Origin of the sequence: Streptomyces sp. AP-93 (assembly GCF_022808175.1) — a bacterium.
Taxonomy (GTDB): Bacteria; Actinomycetota; Actinomycetes; order Streptomycetales; family Streptomycetaceae; genus Streptomyces.
The window spans coordinates 1-16,517 of record NZ_JALGBX010000032.1; the positions used below are offsets into that span (position 1 = coordinate 1).

Below are 16,517 nucleotides of genomic sequence, written 5' to 3' on the forward strand. Positions count from 1 at the left end.
GCGCCAGCGTCCTGTGGGCTCTCCTGCGCGACAACCGGGCGTTCACCTCCGCCCCGCCGGTCACGCAAGCGGCTTGACTTCGTCATTGAGACTCCAGGGGCAGCAGGCTGCGACACGGGGCACGGGCGCCGGACCCGCGCGGGCGGCACCGAGCATACCGACCGGTAGGCACGGTGGGGAGGGGTCCGGCACCGCCCGGAATCCGGGGCCCGCGGGCTGCAGGCAATAGGGCACGGGCCAGAGACCAGTGGCCAGAAGCCACGGGCCCAACGGCCACGCGTGGGCGCCCGCTCGTCGCGCGGGCTCCGCGCACGCCTGCATGGACGGATCCGCGTACCCGGACCCCATCGGCCTCCATGACAGCGGGATGCTGCTCCGCGGAGACCCGGCACGCCGTCAATACCCTCGTCGCCGCGCCGCGAATATCGCGCCCGCCACCACACACCACGGCCGTTCCCCCTGGTCAGCGGCGCCCATTGGTCCTTCTGCTGACGCGATTCGACGCCCTTGGTCTGGAAAGCACATTGCCCCTACGGGTATGGACGGATTTGACTGCGAGGTCAGGACGGCGGGCTTTCTCCCGCTCACGGCGAAGGACGACCCGCACGGCTTCCGGTTCAGAAGCCGGTACACGAGGAACCGAATGACATCCATGCTCGACGGCTGTACACCCTGGCCCGAGGAATTCGTCGACTACTACTGGGCGTCCGGCCACTGGCGGGGCAATACGCTGGACAACCTGCTGCGCGGCTGGGCCGTGCAGTACGGACCGCGGACCGCACTCGCCCACGGCGACACCCGCATCACGTACGCGGCCCTGAACCGCCGCGTGAGCCGGATGGCCGCCGGGTTCCGGCTGCGCGGCCTCCGGCCCGGCCAGCGGGTCGTCGTCCAGCTTCCCGACATCCCCGAGCTCGTCGTCGCCACGTTCGCGCTGATGCGCGCCGGCGCGGTTCCCGTGATCTGCCCGATCTCGCACCGCGCTCCCGAGGTGTCCCACGCCGTCCAGATCTCCGAGGCCACCGGCTACATCGGCCCCCCGACCTACCGGGGCTTCGACCACACGGCGATGGCCGCCGACATCGCGGCCCGGGGCCCCTTCCTGCGCCGGGTGTTCACCTTCGAGCCGCCGGGCACCTCGTCCCCGTACGGCGGCTTCACGACCGACACTTCGGGCTGCCACTACTTCCCGCTGAACTCCCTCGACTCCCCGCCCGAGCCGCCGCTCACGCTGAGCGCCGGCCAGGTGGCGTTCTTCCTGCTCTCCGGCGGCACCGGCGAGGCGCCCAAACTGGTTCCGCGCACCCACAACGACTACGCGTACCAGGCGCGGGCCGCTGCCGAGCTGGTGGCGCTCACCCAGGACGACGTGTACCTCGCCGCGCTGCCCACCGACCTCAATCTCGCCTTCGGCGGCCCCGGCATCATCGGCACCCTCACCGTCGGCGGCACCGTCGTCCTGGTCGAGGACCCGGAACCCGCCGCGTTCCTGGCGGCCATCGAGCGCGAGCGGGTCACCGTCGCCTCGCTGACGCCGGCCACCGCCCGGCTGTGGCTCGACGCGCGTCCCGCTGCCGCGGTCCGGGCCGATGTGAGCAGTCTGCGTCTCGTGCAGGTCGGCGGCAGCACCCTGCCCTTGGACCGTGCGACCGCCGAACGGGTGAGCTCCGAATGGGGTTGCCGCCTGCAGCAGGTCTTCGGCACGGACGAAGGGCTGCTCACCCTCACACGGACCGACGATCCCGACGAGACGGTACTCACGACGCAGGGCCGTCCGCTCTCCCCCGACGACCAGATCCGCGTCGTCGACGCCGACGGCACGGAAGTCCCCGACGGGGAGCCGGGCGAACTCCTGGCCCGCGGCCCCTACACCGCCCGCGGCTACTACCGTTCGCCCGGCCTCAATGCGCGCTCCTTCACCCCCGACGGCTACGTGCGCACCGGCGCCCTGGCGCGGCGCACGCCGGACGGCAACCTGGTGGTGACCGGCCGCGTCGAAGGCGGCGCGTAAGGCGGTGGCGGCTTCCCCAGCGGGGGGCGCCATCACCATCCGACGAGCGTGCTCCGCCCGGTCAGTCCAGGACGCGTGCGAGGTAGGCGTGCATCATCGCTCGGGTTTCGGCGACGATGTCGGGGTCGCCTGCCGGGTCGTTGCGGAAGGCCAGCTGGATGAGGGCGTCGGTGGCCTCGACCGCGACCAGGACGGCCCGCTCCAAGGCGGCGTCCGGGGTGAGGGTGAGGTGGGCGCCGAGGAGTTCGGTGAGGCGGACGGCGACCAGGTGGTTGGGGTCGGAGGCGGGCCCCTCGGACGGTGGCGCCGGCACCCCGAAGTCGACGAGGGCGAAGCCGGGCACGCTGCGCTTCATGACCAGGTACTCGTCCAGCACCGCGTCGACGACCGGGCGCCAGTCGGTGTCCGGGAGGTCCGCGAGCCGCTGCTCGATGCCGTCGGCGTAGCGGTCCAGATTGCGGTGGGCCAGGGCGATGGCCATGGCCCGTTTGTTGCCGAAGAACCGGTAGACCGAACCGATCGGCACGCCGGCCCGCAGGGCCACGGCCCGGGTACTGAGGTTCTCGTACCCGGTCTCGTCAAGGAGCTCCGCGCAGGCGTCGAGGATCCGGGCGAGGCGGTCGGCGCTGCGCTGCTGGATCGGCGTCCGGCGCAGGGGGTGGGCTGGGGGCACGGGGTCCATCATGCCGCTCCTGGGTTCACGGGTCGGCGGCGGTACCGGTTCGGCCGCCTCAGTTCAGCAGCAGGCTGAGGCCGCCCACCGTGTACGTGATCATCAGCGCGAGCAGCGGCAGTTGCCCGGCGACGGCTTTGGCGGGCGGGAAGAGGCGTACGGAGCGGTCGTGCGCGGCGATCACGCCGAGGACGTGGCCGGTGACGACGGCGATCACCTGGAGGGCGGCGAGGCCGCCGGGACCCAAGGGAGACAAGGGTTCGGGGGCGTTGTCAGTACCCAATGCCATGATGACTGTGCGTGGTCCTTCGACTACCAGGAGGGAGAAGTAGTGGGCGACGAGATAGCCGAGGGCGATCGGTACGAGTGAGTGCGCGAAGGCGGTCAGCGGGCCGGGGTGCGGCCCGCAGACGAGGCGGGTGACCGCCGCGCAGAGGCAGTAGAGGGCGGCGACGAGGGCGACGGCTCCGATGAGTCCGAGGGTGGCCGCGGCCGTGCGGCCGAGGGGGGAGGTCTGGATCGCGTTGATCCACGAGGGGTTGTCGGAGAAGCCGTCGTAGGCGGTGGATCCGAGCAGGACGCAGACGGTGGCGACGAGTCCGGGCTGCTCGGGTGTCGCGTCGAGTCCGTGGAAGGGGTTACGGAGAACGAGGCGGCCGTCGCTGCGACGGCCGAGGGGGGAGAGCCGGGCCAGGAGGGCGGAGTAGACCTCGAAGGCGTCTCCGTCGGCGAACCAGCGCTCGCCGTAGCGGGCGGCGAGCAGGAGCTGGACGGCGGCGTAGCCGGTCAGGGCGATCAGGAGGGTGGTGGTGGAGGCGGGATCGGGAGAGACGAGTTCGAGCCAGGTGAAGGCGAAGAGCCCGGCGGCGGCCGGCCATTGCCCCAGCCGGGCGGGGAGCGGTCGGTGCGTCCGGGGCTCCGGGCGCGGGGGCTGTGCGGGCTGCGGGGGCTGCCTGCCAGGGAGGTCCGGCACCGCGGCGAGGTGCGGTGCCGGACCTCGCGGACTCCGGGAGGAGCGAGCGGAGGCGGTCCCGGCGGCAACTGCGGCAGGGGGGCGGGCCGTACGGAGCTTCGCCGACACCCGGGCGAGCAGTCGGTGCAGGGCACGGAGCGGGTTGAGGAGGCGCCAGACGGGACCGAAGAGGAGGGAGGCGGGGACGAGGCCGACCCAGAGCAGGACGTAGACGGCGCCGGGAGCGGGATTGTGGGCGGGGTCGTCGGGGCCGAGGAGGAGGTACAGGAGGACGGCGAGCGCGGCCGCGAGGCCGAGCCCGCGCAGGGCGGTGCGGGTGGCCGGCGCGTCGGCCACCCGTTGGAGCCCGGCGGGCAGGGCCAGACCGGAGCGGTCGCCGCGGAAGCGGGAGGCGGACCAGAGGAGACCCAGTGCGAGGAAGGAGACGAAGAGTGCGGTGAAGGCGCCGGCGAAGGCGTAGAAGGGAGAGATCGGCAGATCGTGCTGCGAGCCGATGCCGTGCGCGAACACGGTGAGCGGATCGCCCGGGTGAAGGACCACGCCCTGGCCGGACCCGCCACCGGACACCCCGTACGGGACCGCCGCCGGCCCGTACCCGGTCACCGCCGGACCGCCGGGGTCGGGGCCGATGCTGGGGCCAGGGCTGAGGCCGGGGCTGAGGCCAGGGCTGGGACCCCGGCCTGACTCAGGGCCGGCGCCCTGGTCGGGGCCAGAGACCCAGTCGAGTCCGGCGCCCCGGTCGGGCCCAGAGACCCGGTCGGGCCCAGGAGCGCGGCCGGGTCGGGGACGCGGCCTGGGTCCGGGACCGGGTCGGAGCCAGGGACCCGGCCAGGGCCAGGGACCCGGTCGGCGTCAGCGACCCGGCCGGTGCCAGGGACCGGGCCAGGGACCCGGTCGGCGTCAGCGACCCGGCCGGTGCCAGGGACCGGGCCAGGGACCCGGTCGGCGTCACGGACCCGGCCAGAGCCAGGAACCCGGTCAGGGCCAGGGACCCAGTCGGGGACTGCGCCCGGGTCGGGGTCCGGGGCGGTTCTGGGGGTCGGGGTGGTGGGGTCATCGGACGACGAGTTGAGTCAGGACGAGGTTGGTCTCGTGGGTCTCGACCTCGAAGAGGCCCGTGCGGTCGGCCGTCAGGATCAGGGTGGCCTCCTGTCCTGCCGGCAGGGCCAGTTCCTTGTCGATGCCGTGCACGTGCAGGGTGTCAGCGCGATCGCTGGTGACCCGTAGGGCGACGCGTTCGCCGCGCGTCACCTCCACCCGGCCCGGGGCCGGGCTGACCTTGCCGTCCCGCACGGTGATGGTCACCGTGCGGTCGGCCTGCACCGCCGCCGGGGGCGTGGGAGACGGTGCGGCCGGGGAATGGGGGTGCGTGGACCGGCCGGATCCTGCGGCGAGTTGGAGGGTGGCTTCGACCGGCTTGCCCGCCACCGCCCAGGCCGTGTGGTCGTCCGCGTAGAGGCGGACGGTCAGGGTGTGCGTGCCGCCCTCGGGCACCTGCGTGGCGGGCAGGTGGAACCAAGGGCCGTACAGGCGGGCCAGTTTGCGGCCGTCCAGCTCCAGGTGCGCGTGCCCGGCACCCGGGAGGGCGCCGCCGCCGGCACTGTCGGGGGTGAAGTGGAAGTTCGTCACCGTCAGCTGGAGGTTCCAGCCGTCCTCGGAGTCCGGCCGGGCGGCGAGCCGGACCTCCGGCGCGCCCTCGGCCGGGACCTCGCGGAGGCGGTGGCCCGCGCCGTCGTCGGCAGTGAGCAGGGTGCCGGCCGTGCCGGAGGCCTGCTCGTGGGTGGTGCCGGGCTTGTGGTGGGTGGTGGCCCGCCCCCCGCAGCCCGTCGCCGCGCCGCCGGCCAGGAGCAGGGCCAGGGCGAGCAGTGCCGCCGCGCGGCCCGTCCGGCGGGACCGGCGGGACCGGCCTGGCGGCGTGCCGCAGGCGTCGCACGAGGTCCGCCGTGCGGGGCGGTCGCTGCCCGGGTGCCCCGTCACCGCCGGTCTCCCCCGGCGGCGCCCGAGCCGTGGCCGGGACCGCCCGCGGCTTCGGCTTCGGCTTCGGCGCTGCGGGTCGGGGCCGGGCCTGCGGGAACGGGGACCCGGTCGCCGGCCGGGTCGCCGCCCGGGCCTGCCGGGCGGGCCGGGGCACCGCCCGGGCGGGCGGCGGCGATGACGGCCCAGAGGATCCAGACCACGGCGACGAGGGACCGGATCCAGGCGGGGCTGAGCGGGACCCAGGGGATCATCAGGACGGCCTTGTCGAAGGCGTCGAGGAGGGTGAGCGCGCCCAGCAGCAGGGTCAGGCGGGCCAGCCAGGGCCGGGTGGGGCGCAGGGCGAGGCCGGTGCCGGTCCACCACAGGCCGAGGCAGAGCAGGGCCAGTGCCGGGACGGAGGTGCCGATCAGGCCCGTCGTGGAGCCGGCCACGTCCAGGGCCAAGCCCGCGAGGCCGAGCAGGGCGGCCACTCCAGCCAGGCGTGAGCCGCGCAGGCGGCGCCACCACAGGAGGCCGCCGACCAGGAGGAGGACCGCCGCGACGGCGAGGGCGAGCTGGGTCTCCACCCGCTGGAGGCCCCGGGAGCCGTACCAGTCGCAGCCGGCCGGGAGTTTGCGCGCCTGGACGCTGTAGTCGGCGCAGACGAGGAGCTGGGCCAGCTTCACCGGTTCGCCGGCCAGCCGGGCCGAGGCGCCGGAGACCGCGCCGCGCCGCTCGCCGCACTGCGGGAGCGTGCCCGGGGTGGAGCCGTCCGGGCCCTGCTGCCAGCAGTTGCCCCGACCCTGGCCGTCCCACCACACGTCCATGCCGTTGGGGCGGGAGGCGCCGGACTTGTCCTTGCCCATGATGTTGCCGGCGTAGCGGTTGTGGTGGGAGGTGTCGGTCTGCTTGGAGAGCGCCTCCTCGCCGCGGATGAAGGCGGGCACGGCCGAGAGGAAGAAGCCCGCGCGCTGGTGCCCGTACACCCAGTTGTTCTCGTAGAGGTTCCAGTTGCCGCCGGCGGTGATGATGCCGGTGCCGGGGGGCATGGAGATCTGCGGGCAGACCACGCCCTGCTCGTAGCCGCGCTCGGCGGGCGGTTTGGCGCAGGTGCCGTCCGCGACGTAGTGGTAGTAGTCGGCGTTGTTGTCGTGGATCAGGTTGCGTTCGAAGAAGGCGTGGTTCTGCGGGAGGCCGGGGTGGCCGGGGAAGGCGCTGTCCATCGAGGCGCCGCCCATGTTCTGGTCGAACTCGTTGTCGTGCACGTACACCGAGTCGCCCGCGGTGCCGGAGTAGCCGACCATGTTGTGGTGGCTGCGGCAGCCGGTGATCTCGATGGAGTAGCGGGGGACGTCGTAGCCGCGGCCCTCGTTGATGTCGGAGGCGCTGCCGGGGTAGATGCCGGAGTCGCCGTTGCCGTAGGACTCGCAGTTCTTGTACAGCCCGTGGTCGCTGGCGAAGGTCAGGAAGCCGTACTCGTCGTTCCAGCGGGTCAGGACGTCGTCGATGACGAACCCGTCGGCCGCGAGGACGTACAGCGAGTTGAAGGTCGTGCGCTGGGCGGTGAAGTTGCGGAAGTAGATGCCGTTGGACTTGTCCGCGCGGATCGCGTTCAGCTTCTGGTACTTGGCGTCGATGACCACGTCCTGGCGGGAGGCTCCGGTGCCTTCGATCTGAAGGTCGGTCTTGCCGAGGACGGCGACCAGGTTCTGGTTGTGGCGGCAGGCCACCTGCTGCTCGTAGGTCAGGATCTGGTAGCCGAGCGAGGAATTGGGCGCCTTGAGCGAGGCGCACTCCCCGGTCGGCTTGGGGAGCGAGGGCTCCTCCTCGTAGAGGCCGGGGAGGATCGCGATGTTCATGCCCGGGCGGTCCACGGCGTCGACCGCCGCCTGGAGGTCGCGGAAGCCGTTCTTCTCGCAGCGTTCGTAGAGGGCGAGATTGCGCTGCTTGAGGGCGTCGGGGAAGGCTGATATCCGGCGTTCGAAGGCGGGCCGGTCGGTCTTGCAGACGATCAGGTCCGGCTCGCCCGCGCGGTAGGCGGGTACGGAGCCGGTGCCGTCGGGGAACTCGACGGGGCGCTCCTCGTGCGCGCTCGCGGCGGGCGCGGCGACGAGGAGTGACAGAAGTGCCAGGAGGGCGGCGAGGAGCGCCGCCGGCACGGCAGGAAACCTGCGGGTCCACGACATGCGCGTGAGAGTAGAGGAATGTTCATCTTTTGGGATCCCCTCGCGCAGGAATAGACCCCTGACAGGCCAAGTCGTAACCGGGCGCCCTCTCCGGACGCTGCCGCGGACCCAGCCGCCGGACCCATCCGCGACCCACACCGGCCCCACCCCGGAACCCATCCCACCCGCCGCCCCACCCGCGCCACGCCCGCGCCACACCCTCGCCACGCCCTCGCCTGTCGGTCGACTGACAGGAATCCCCCGTTGACGCACGAGCCCAGGAATCCTACTGTCAGGCATAGGATTCCTTCGGCAGACCGGGAGCGTGCAATGAGCGGCGGCAGCGAGCAGGCCAGGAAGACGGCGGAGGCGCTGGAGTACCTCACCGGCTTCGGCAACGAGCACAGCTCGGAGGCGGTCCCCGGTGCGCTGCCGATCGGGCGGAACTCGCCCCAGCGCTCCCCCCTCGGCCTCTACCCGGAGCAGCTCAGCGGCAGCGCGTTCACCGAGCCGCGCTCCCACAACCGCCGCTCCTGGCTCTACCGGATCCGCCCCTCGGCCGCGCACCCGCCCTTCACCCGGACCGGCAACGGCGCCCTGCGCAGCGCGCCCTTCACCGAGGCCCCGGCCGACCCCAACCGGCTCCGCTGGAACCCGCTGCCCGACCCGGCCGCGGGTACCGACTTCCTGACCGGCCTCTGGACCCTCGGCGGCAACGGCGACGCCGCCCAGCGCTCCGGCATGGCCATCCACCTCTACTCCGCGAACGCCTCGATGACCGACCGGGTGTTCAGCGACTCCGACGGCGAGCTGCTGATCGTCCCCGAGCGCGGCGGCCTGCTCCTGCGCACCGAGTTCGGCCTGCTGAGCGCCCGCCCGGGCGAGATGGCGCTGATCCCGCGCGGGGTCCGCTTCCGCGTGGAGCTCCAGGACGAGACCGCCCGCGGGTACGTCTGCGAGAACTACGGCCGGCCCTTCGAGCTCCCCGACCTGGGCCCCATCGGCGCCAACGGGCTCGCAGCCGCCCGCGATTTCCGGGCGCCGGTGGCCTCGTACGAGGATGCCGAGCGTCCGACCGAGGTCGTCAACAAGTTCTGCGGCAACCTCTGGACGGCCACCTACGACCACTCCCCGCTCGACGTGGTCGCCTGGCACGGCACGCACGTCCCGTACGTCTACGACCTGCGCAGTTTCAACGTCCTGGGCTCCATCAGCTACGACCACCCCGACCCGTCCATCTTCACGGTCCTGACCTCGCCCTCCGACACGGCGGGCCTGGCGGGCGTGGACTTCGTGGTCTTCGCGCCGCGCTGGCTGGTCGGCGAGGACACCTTCCGCCCGCCGTACTTCCACCGGAACGTCATGAGCGAGTACATGGGGCTCATCGACGGCGCCTACGACGCCAAGGCGGAGGGTTTCGTGCCCGGCGGCGGCTCCCTGCACAACATGATGTCCGCGCACGGTCCCGACCGGGAGACCTTCGACCGGGCGAGCGCCGCCGAACTGAAGCCGCAGAAGATCGACGACGGTCTGGCCTTCATGTTCGAGACCCGCTGGCCGATCACCGCCACCGCCCAGGCGGCCGGCGCGGACCACCTCCAGGGCGGATACGACGACGTCTGGCAGGGGCTCCAGCGCCACTTCCGCGCCTAACATCACGAGCACGCCGCGCGGCGCCGCCGCCGCGCCCACCACCCCGTCCTACGGAGAACCACCCGTGACCGCCTTCGCCCCCGACTCGCTGGTACTGAACCGGAAGCTGCCGCTCTGGTACCAGGTCTCCCAGTCGCTGCGCGCCTCTATACTCGGGCGCACCGCGGACGCCTCTCTGCGCCTGCCCACCGAGGAGCAGCTCGCCGAGCATTACGGGGTCAGCGTGCTGACCATGCGGCAAGCGCTCAAGGAACTGGAGACCGAGGGCCTCATCAGCCGCCACCGGCGGCGCGGGACCTTCATCGAGCCGGCGGCGCTGCGCGGGGCCCCGGTCCGGCTGCTCGGCTCGGTCGACGCGATCGTGGCGCAGCAGTCGGGCGACCTTACGACGATCCTGGGGCACGAGCGGACGGCGGTGTCCGGGGAGCTGCTGGAGCACTTCCCGGACACCGCCGAGGTGGTCACGTACCGCAGGCTGCGCCGCGACAGCGAGAGCGGCGAGCCGACCAACTGGGCGGAGAACGCGGTGCGTCCGGAGCTCGCCGACTCCATCGACCTGGCGGATCTGGAGCGTTGGCCGATGACGAAGGTCCTGCGGGACATCGTGAAGGTGGACATCAGCCGGATCACCGACACCGTGGAGGCCCGGCTCGCCGACCCGCTCACGGCCGATCTGCTCCAAGTGCCCTTGCTGAGCCCGATCCTGCACTACACGGGTGTCACGTACGACGGCTCCGGCCGGGTGGTCGACGTGGCGCGGATCCGGTACCGCGGGGACCGCTTCTCCTTCACCGTGACCGTCGACGCACACTGATCGCCTACTTCTGGTCGTCTCCTTCTGGTCGTCTACTTCTGGTCATCCTCCGTTCCGCGCTCGCCTTCGGCCTGGGACGGCGTGGTCCGCTGCGTCTGGGGGTGGCGGAGCTTCTTCTGCTTCTCGTCCAGGTCCTCGTCGAGCCGTTCCCCCTCGGCCTGCGACGGGGTCGAGTACTCGTCGTACTGGCTCATGTCCGCCTCCCGGGACGGGTCGCCTGGTTCGGCCCGGCTCCGTCCGGAACCGGGCAGATCCCTACATAGCGAGCCTAACTCTCCGGCCCGGACGCGGCCCGGTCACCGGGTGGCGTCGCTACCATCGGCCGGGTGAGCGCTGACGCATCCCCGCGGGACCCGCTGCTGGACGATCTGATGCCCTGGGCCGTGAGCTCCCTGCGCCTGGGCCGGGCCTGGGTCGCGGCCCCCGATCCGGCCACCCTGCGCGCCCGGTGGGCCGCCCTGGCCGCCGCCGAGGGCCCCGAGCGGGAGCGGCTGTTCCGCCCGACCCGGGCGCGGACCACGGGCGCCGGGGCGGCGGCGCTGCCGGGCCAGCGCGCGGGCTCCACGGCCCGCTTCGCGGACGTGCCCGGGCCGCGCCCCGACCCCGTACGGATCCTGCGCGAGCCCTTCGACGAGCAGTGGCTGCTGCCCGACCAGCGGCTCATCGACCTGGCCCGCCCGGAGCTGTGGCGGGTGCTGGACGAGCACCAGCTGTTCGTCGTGGAGCCCGCGCAGCCGGCGGCGCTGCTGGTCACCGCGCACCTGCCGGCCGGGCGGCTCGGCCGGATCCGCCCGCTGCACCGCCGCCCGGGCGGCGCCGAGCCCAATCTCGCCCCCGGGCTGCAGCACCTGCTCGGCGAGCGCTACGGCACCTGGGTCACCCCCGAGGACCTGCTCTGCTGGATCCTCGCCGCCGGCCGCCCCGGCCCCCGGGGGTACGAGGTCCCCCTCACCTCCGACGCCACGCGCTGGCGGGCCGGGCTGGAGCTGGGCCACCGGCTGCTCTCCGTCCGGCTGCGCGGGGCCCGCGGCGGCGAGGCGCCCCGGCTGCCCGGCGGGCGCCGGCCGTACGTCCGCTCGGCGCTGCCGGCGTGGCCGCGCGAGCTCTCGTACGACCCGGAGAGCGAGACCCTGACCGTCGGGGTCGGCGCCGACGCCGGTGCCGACGCCGGCACCGTGTCGCCCGTACCGGCCGGGGCGTGGGAGTACGAGGTCCAGGGCGTCCGCGTCCTGGAGTCCTGGTTCGCCGCGCGGCTCGCACACCGGGACCCGGAGGCCGAGGGGCTGGACGCGGTGGGCCCGGCCGAGTGGCCGCAGGGCTGGACCTCGGAACTGCTCGCCCTGGTGACGACCCTGGCACTGCTGGCCGAACTGGAGCCGGAGCGGGCCGCGTTCGAGGTGGGCCCGGCGCTGGACGCCGCCGAGCTGCGTGCGGCGGGGGTCCTGCCGCCTCCCGGCTGGGCCCGGCGGCCGGCCTCGGTCCTGGACCACCAGGAGGAGGGGCCGGGCGGGCAGTTCGCCCTGCTCTGACCCGCGGGGGCCTCGAGGGGGCGTCCTGCCTTGGCGGCGCCCTACCGGAATGGGACCGCCTGGGCCGGAGCCCGCCGGAACAGGGCCCACCCGGGCGGACGCCGGAGTGGGCCCACCCGGCGGAGCCCATCCCGTGGCAGGCCCCCCGGGCGGGCATGGGCGTGGCGGTGCGGGTGGTTCGGCCCTGCGGGGCGAGGTCCCCTACCCACCCTTCCACCGTTCCCCGGGCGCTGCCCGGACCCGCGCCTCAAACGCCGGCGAGGCTGGGGGATGCCACCGGGCCGGCCCGAGCCCGGTCCTCAAACACCGGACGGGCTGGAAGGGCCCCGGGCTCCGCCCGGACCCCCTGGGGCTCCGCCCCAGACCCCGGTCCTCAAACGCCGGACGGCTGGAATGACGCGGGCGGGCTGGATTGACGCAGCGGCCGGATTGACGCGGGCGGGCTGGTTGGCGCGGGCGGCTGGATTGGCTCGGGCGGGCTGATAACCCTCCCGTCGGCGGGGCTGGAGGCGGGCCGATAATCCTCCCGTCGGCGGGTCCGGGGGGCGGGCCGATCATCCTCCCGTCGGCGGGGGCCGGGGGCGGCCCGGGACGGGGACGGGGGCGGGGTGGGGTGTCGGCCTGGACGTAAAGCGTGATTTGTGGCGCAAGCACACCCCACAACTGTCGAAGTCAGGCACAGGGCGCCTAAATCATGCAGTCCAGGCCGACACCCCACCCCGCCCCCGGCACCGGCCCCCACCCGCAGCCACGCCCCACCGACCACAACCCAGCCCCGCCGGCGTTTGAGGCGCAGGGGCCCGGGGACTGGTCCCCGGCAGCGGCGCCGCGCCAGGCGACCGGCCGGTCTCAGGCCCCCCGGGGGGCCCACGCCCCCAGCAGCCGCGACACCGACCGGTCGAACACCTCGGCCGGGTCGGCCAGTTCCCCCGGCACCCCCGGCGCAGCCGCGAGCATGCCCGCCAGCAGCGGGTACTCCCCCGTCGCCAGCCGGGAGCCGAGCCAGGCCGCCCGTACCGCCTGTTCTTCGGCCTCGCTCCAGGGAAGCTGGCGGGCCCGCTCGGCCAGAGCCAGCTCGCCCGCCACGAAGGCTGCGACCGTGCCGTTGACCGCCGCGATCAGTTCCAGCTTCTCCCCGCCCGGAGCGTCGAGCGGCGCCAGGCAGGCCAGGCTGTGCTCCAGGTACCGCAGGGCGTTCGGGCCGAATCCGTGGACCGGACTCAGCAGCCGGGGCAGCCAGGGGTGCCGGTGCATGATGGCCCGGGTCTGGCGGGCCAGCGCGAGCTGGTCGGCCCGCCAGTCGCCGGCCGGCGGCGCGAGGGCGTACTCCCCGCTGACCGCGTCGACCATCAGCTCGTACAGGTCCTCCTTGCGCGGCACGTAGTTGTAGAGGGACATGGTCCCGGCGCCGATCCCGGCCGCCACGCGCCGCATCGAGACGGCGTCGATCCCCTCCTCGTCGGCGATCCGCACCGCCTCGGCGGCGATCGAGTCGCGGCTGTGGGCGGGCCGGGGGCCGCGGCCGGCCCGCGGCGGGCGGGCCCAGATCACTTCGGGTTCAGCGGAGCGGCCGCTGGGTGTCATCGCTCATCACCTCGTCCATCCTCACCATCGTAGTTACGTACGGCGTACGTAGTCAGGTAGGGTGCACTGCATGACTACTACGTACGCTGTACTTAGTGAGGGTCTGGAGAAGAGCTACGGCAAGGTCCACGCCCTGCGCGGCCTCGACCTCGCCGTCCCGCCGGGCACCGTGTGCGGCCTCCTCGGCCCCAACGGCGCGGGCAAGACCACCGCCGTCCGGATCCTCAGCACCCTCACCACGCCCACGGCCGGCCGCGCCCTCGTCGCGGGCCACGACGTCACCCGGGACCCGGCCGCCGTCCGTCGCGCCATCGGGGCCACCGGCCAATTCGCCTCGGTCGACGGGGATTTGACCGGAGCCGAGAACCTCCGGCTCTTCGCCCGGCTCGCCGGACTGCGCGGTCGCGCCGTCCGCGCCCGCGCCGACGAGCTGCTGGACGGCTTCGGCCTCACCGAGGCCGCCGACCGGGTGGCGGGCACCTGGTCCGGCGGGATGCGCCGGCGCCTCGACCTGGCCGCCGGACTGGTCACCCGGCCCCGCGTGCTGTTCCTCGACGAGCCCACGACCGGCCTCGATCCAGCGGCCCGCGAGCAGATCTGGACGGCGGTACGAGACCTCGCGCGCGAGGGGACCACCGTGCTGCTCACCACCCAGTACCTGGAGGAGGCCGACCGGATCGCCGACGACATCGTGGTCGTGGACCACGGCCGGGCAGCCGCCACCGGCACCCCCGCCGAGCTCAAGGCCCGGATCGGCGCCTACGCCGAGGTCTGCGTCGGCGGGGCCGGGGCCCTCGCGGGTGCGGCCGCCGTACTCGACCAGCTGACGGGGGGCCTGCCCGCCCTGGACCGGGAGCGCCTCACCGTCGGCGCGACCGTCCTCGACCCCACCCTCACGCTGCCGCAGATCGTCCGGGCGCTCGACGCGGCCGGCATCGCCGTCACCGACGCGAGTCTGCGTCCGCCCACCCTCGACGAGGTGTTCCTGCGCCTCACCGGAGCCCGTCCCGGAGCCCGGCCCGGAACCCGTCCCGCCACCGCACTCGAGGAGAACGCGGCATGAGCACCCTGCTGTCCGACGGCGGCGCCGTCCTCACCCGCCAGCTGCAGAAGGCCCGGCACGCCCCGGGCCTGCTGATCCTCACGCAGACCATGCCGGTCACCATGCTGCTGTTCTTCGGCTACGTCTTCGGCAGCGCGCTCGCCATGCCCGCTTCCGAGTACCGGCAGTTCCTGGTCCCGGGGCTGCTCGCCGCCACCGCCGCGAACGGCCTGATGGCCGGCATGTTCACGGCCGCGCAGGACGCGCACCGCGGGGTGACGGACCGCTTCCGGACCCTGCCGATGAGCCGCAGCGCGGTGCCGCTCGGGCAGACGGCCGCGGATCTGGTGACGACCGGCGTCTCGATGGTGCCGCTGATCCTGGTGGGGCTGGCCATGGGCTGGCGGGCGGAGAACGGGCTCCCGGGAGCCCTCGGGGCCTTCGGCCTCCTGCTGCTGTTCCGCTTCGCCACCGCGTGGGTGGGGACGTACCTCGGCCTGCTGAGCAGGAGCGAGGAGGCGGCGGGGCAGCTCGGGGGCGCCACCTTCATCCTGCCGTTGCTCTCCAGCGCGTACCTGCCGACGGCCGGGCTGCCCGGGTGGCTGCGCACGGCCGCCGAGTGGAACCCGATCAGCGCGGTCGCCACCGCCGTGCGCGTGCTGTGCGGAAACATCGGCGGCGGGGCCGCAGCGGGCGAGGCCGCGGCCGGCGCCGCCTGGCCGGTCGCGCACCCGGTCGCCGGGGCGCTGCTGTGGTCACTGGTCCTGCTGGCCCTGTCCGTGCCCGCCGCCACGCGCCGGTTCGCACGCGGCCGGGGGTGACAGACCGGCCCCCACCAGGTAGGCAGGGCTCATGACTACCGAGCCCCTCCCCCTCGACGGCATCACCGTCGTCTCCGTCGAGCAGGCCGTCTCCGCGCCCTTCGCCACCCGTCAGCTCGCCGACCTCGGCGCCCGGGTGATCAAGGTCGAGCGGCCCGACGGGGGCGACTTCGCACGCGGCTACGACACCGCCGCGCACGGTCTCGCCTCGCACTTCGTGTGGGCCAACCGGGGGAAGGAGTCGATCGCGCTCGACCTCAAGGACCCGCGCGGCCGCGAGGTCCTGCACGGGCTGCTCGGCGGGGCCGACGTGTTCGTGCAGAACCTCGCCCAGGGGGCAGCGGCCCGGCTCGGGCTCGACTCCGCCGCGCTGTGCGCCCGCTACCCCCGACTGGTGGCCGTGGACGTCTCCGGCTACGGGCCCGAAGGCCCGTACGCCCACAAGCGCGCCTACGACATGCTCGTCCAGTGCGAGGCCGGCCTGGTCTCGGTGACCGGCACCCCGGAGCAGCCGGTCAAGGCGGGGGTCCCGGCGGCGGACATCGCGGCCGCCATGTACGCCTTCTCGGGCGTGCTCGCGGCCCTGCTGCGGCGCGGCACCACCGGGCGCGGCGGCAGGGTGGAGGTGTCGATGCTGGACGCGCTCGCCGAGTGGATGGGGCATCCGCTGCACCACACCATGCACGGCGGCGAGCAGCCGGTGCGGACGGGCCTCGCGCACGCCGTGATCGCGCCCTACGACGCCTACGCGACGGCGGACGGGGACCGGGTGCTGCTGTCGGTGCAGAACGACCGGGAGTGGCGGCGGCTGTCCGAACAGCTCTTGGAGCGCCCGGAGTTGGCCGATGACCCGGGGTTCGCCACGAACGCCGCGCGCACCGCGAACCGGGAGAAGACCGACGCGGTGGTCGCCGAAGCGCTGGGCCGGCTCGGCGCGGGCGCGGCGATCGAGCGGCTGGAAGCCGCGGGCATCGCCTGCGCGCGGCTGAACTCGGTGGCGCAGCTCGCCGCGCACCCGCAGCTGGAGGCCCGGGACCGCTGGCGGGAGGTGGGCTCGCCTGCGGGCCCGCTGCGGGCCCTGCTGCCGCCGATCGGGCTGCCCGGCAGCGCGGCACCGCACATGGGTGCGGTGCCCGCGCTCGGCGAGCACACCGAATCCCTGCTGCACGCCCTGGGGATGACGGGCGAACAGATCACGGCACTGCGCCGGGACGGTGTGGTTCGCTGACTGGGCAGGGTTGATCAGGCCGGGGAGGGAGCGGCGGCGCTGCGGGGGCGGGTACGCCCCGAAAGCGG

General features: G+C 74.0%; 13 protein-coding genes. 7 read left to right on the forward strand and 6 right to left on the reverse strand.

The window, feature by feature from the left end; genetic code table 11:
* The first annotated feature begins 643 nt into the window (after positions 1-643).
* Positions 644-2,011 (forward strand): (2,3-dihydroxybenzoyl)adenylate synthase, encoded by a 1,368-nt coding sequence (locus tag MTF69_RS37080; protein ID WP_243340899.1) that lies wholly within the window; start codon positions 644-646, stop codon positions 2,009-2,011.
* A gap of 61 nt (positions 2,012-2,072) precedes the next feature.
* On the opposite strand, the gene MTF69_RS37085 is transcribed toward MTF69_RS37080, so the two are convergent.
* The 4 genes from MTF69_RS37085 to MTF69_RS37100 form a co-directional block, all read right to left on the reverse strand.
* The gene (locus MTF69_RS37085) at positions 2,073-2,693 is read right to left on the reverse strand and encodes a TetR/AcrR family transcriptional regulator (RefSeq protein ID WP_243340999.1); all 621 of its coding nucleotides are present in this window, start codon (positions 2,691-2,693) and stop codon (positions 2,073-2,075) included.
* A 49-nt stretch (positions 2,694-2,742) separates the two neighbouring features.
* Positions 2,743-4,197 carry a hypothetical protein gene (locus tag MTF69_RS37090; RefSeq protein ID WP_243341000.1) on the reverse strand — a complete coding sequence of 485 codons (1,455 nt, stop codon included), beginning with the start codon at positions 4,195-4,197 and terminating at the stop codon, positions 2,743-2,745.
* Positions 4,198-4,710: 513 nt separating this feature from the next.
* A complete protein-coding gene (locus MTF69_RS37095) occupies positions 4,711-5,523 on the reverse strand; it encodes a cupredoxin domain-containing protein (RefSeq protein WP_243341001.1) in 813 nt (270 codons plus the stop codon).
* A gap of 107 nt (positions 5,524-5,630) precedes the next feature.
* On the reverse strand, positions 5,631-7,799 hold the full coding sequence (locus MTF69_RS37100) for a right-handed parallel beta-helix repeat-containing protein (RefSeq protein ID WP_243340901.1): 2,169 nt from the start codon (positions 7,797-7,799) through the stop codon (positions 5,631-5,633).
* Between the two features lie 309 nt (positions 7,800-8,108).
* On the opposite strand from MTF69_RS37100, the gene hmgA reads away from it, so the two are divergent.
* Both hmgA and MTF69_RS37110 read left to right on the forward strand, forming a co-directional pair.
* Positions 8,109-9,431 (forward strand): homogentisate 1,2-dioxygenase, encoded by a 1,323-nt coding sequence (gene hmgA, locus MTF69_RS37105; RefSeq protein ID WP_243340903.1) that lies wholly within the window; start codon positions 8,109-8,111, stop codon positions 9,429-9,431.
* A gap of 64 nt (positions 9,432-9,495) precedes the next feature.
* Positions 9,496-10,245 (forward strand): GntR family transcriptional regulator, encoded by a 750-nt coding sequence (locus tag MTF69_RS37110; protein WP_243340904.1) that lies wholly within the window; start codon positions 9,496-9,498, stop codon positions 10,243-10,245.
* A gap of 32 nt (positions 10,246-10,277) precedes the next feature.
* On the opposite strand, the gene MTF69_RS37115 is transcribed toward MTF69_RS37110, so the two are convergent.
* Positions 10,278-10,439, reverse strand: coding sequence for a hypothetical protein (locus MTF69_RS37115; protein ID WP_243340906.1), 162 nt, complete (start codon positions 10,437-10,439; stop codon positions 10,278-10,280).
* 177 nt (positions 10,440-10,616) lie between these two features.
* Between MTF69_RS37115 and MTF69_RS37120 the strand changes: the two genes are divergently transcribed.
* Positions 10,617-11,774: a type ISP restriction/modification enzyme gene (locus MTF69_RS37120; RefSeq protein WP_243341002.1), complete on the forward strand. Its 1,158-nt coding sequence runs from the start codon at positions 10,617-10,619 to the stop codon at positions 11,772-11,774.
* 849 nt (positions 11,775-12,623) lie between these two features.
* Here the strand turns inward: MTF69_RS37120 and MTF69_RS37125 are convergent.
* Positions 12,624-13,358 (reverse strand): TetR/AcrR family transcriptional regulator, encoded by a 735-nt coding sequence (locus MTF69_RS37125; protein ID WP_243340907.1) that lies wholly within the window; start codon positions 13,356-13,358, stop codon positions 12,624-12,626.
* A 70-nt stretch (positions 13,359-13,428) separates the two neighbouring features.
* Here MTF69_RS37125 and MTF69_RS37130 point away from each other — a divergent pair, with 70 nt between their 5' ends.
* Genes MTF69_RS37130 through MTF69_RS37140 form a run of 3 tightly spaced genes read left to right on the forward strand, consistent with a single transcriptional unit; the run spans position 13,429 to position 16,449 of the window.
* On the forward strand, positions 13,429-14,421 hold the full coding sequence (locus tag MTF69_RS37130) for an ATP-binding cassette domain-containing protein (RefSeq protein WP_243340909.1): 993 nt from the start codon (positions 13,429-13,431) through the stop codon (positions 14,419-14,421).
* Positions 14,418-15,221, forward strand: coding sequence for an ABC transporter permease (locus tag MTF69_RS37135; protein WP_243340910.1), 804 nt, complete (start codon positions 14,418-14,420; stop codon positions 15,219-15,221). Before MTF69_RS37130 ends, MTF69_RS37135 begins: the two co-directional genes overlap by 4 nt.
* Before the next feature lie 31 nt (positions 15,222-15,252).
* Positions 15,253-16,449 (forward strand): CaiB/BaiF CoA-transferase family protein, encoded by a 1,197-nt coding sequence (locus MTF69_RS37140; RefSeq protein WP_243340912.1) that lies wholly within the window; start codon positions 15,253-15,255, stop codon positions 16,447-16,449.
* The last annotated feature ends 68 nt before the right edge of the window (positions 16,450-16,517 follow it).

Bases quoted from the DNA above. Each gene is read 5' to 3' on its own strand.
- MTF69_RS37080 (WP_243340899.1), top strand. From the start codon at position 644: ATGACATCCATGCTCGACGGCTGTACACCCTGGCCCGAGGAATTCGTC.
- MTF69_RS37085 (WP_243340999.1), bottom strand. From the start codon at position 2,693: ATGGACCCCGTGCCCCCAGCCCACCCCCTGCGCCGGACGCCGATCCAG.
- MTF69_RS37100 (WP_243340901.1), bottom strand. From the start codon at position 7,799: ATGTCGTGGACCCGCAGGTTTCCTGCCGTGCCGGCGGCGCTCCTCGCC.
- hmgA (WP_243340903.1), top strand. From the start codon at position 8,109: ATGAGCGGCGGCAGCGAGCAGGCCAGGAAGACGGCGGAGGCGCTGGAG.
- MTF69_RS37115 (WP_243340906.1), bottom strand. From the start codon at position 10,439: ATGAGCCAGTACGACGAGTACTCGACCCCGTCGCAGGCCGAGGGGGAA.
- MTF69_RS37120 (WP_243341002.1), top strand. From the start codon at position 10,617: ATGCCCTGGGCCGTGAGCTCCCTGCGCCTGGGCCGGGCCTGGGTCGCG.
- MTF69_RS37125 (WP_243340907.1), bottom strand. From the start codon at position 13,358: ATGACACCCAGCGGCCGCTCCGCTGAACCCGAAGTGATCTGGGCCCGC.
- MTF69_RS37130 (WP_243340909.1), top strand. From the start codon at position 13,429: ATGACTACTACGTACGCTGTACTTAGTGAGGGTCTGGAGAAGAGCTAC.
- MTF69_RS37135 (WP_243340910.1), top strand. From the start codon at position 14,418: ATGAGCACCCTGCTGTCCGACGGCGGCGCCGTCCTCACCCGCCAGCTG.
- MTF69_RS37140 (WP_243340912.1), top strand. From the start codon at position 15,253: ATGACTACCGAGCCCCTCCCCCTCGACGGCATCACCGTCGTCTCCGTC.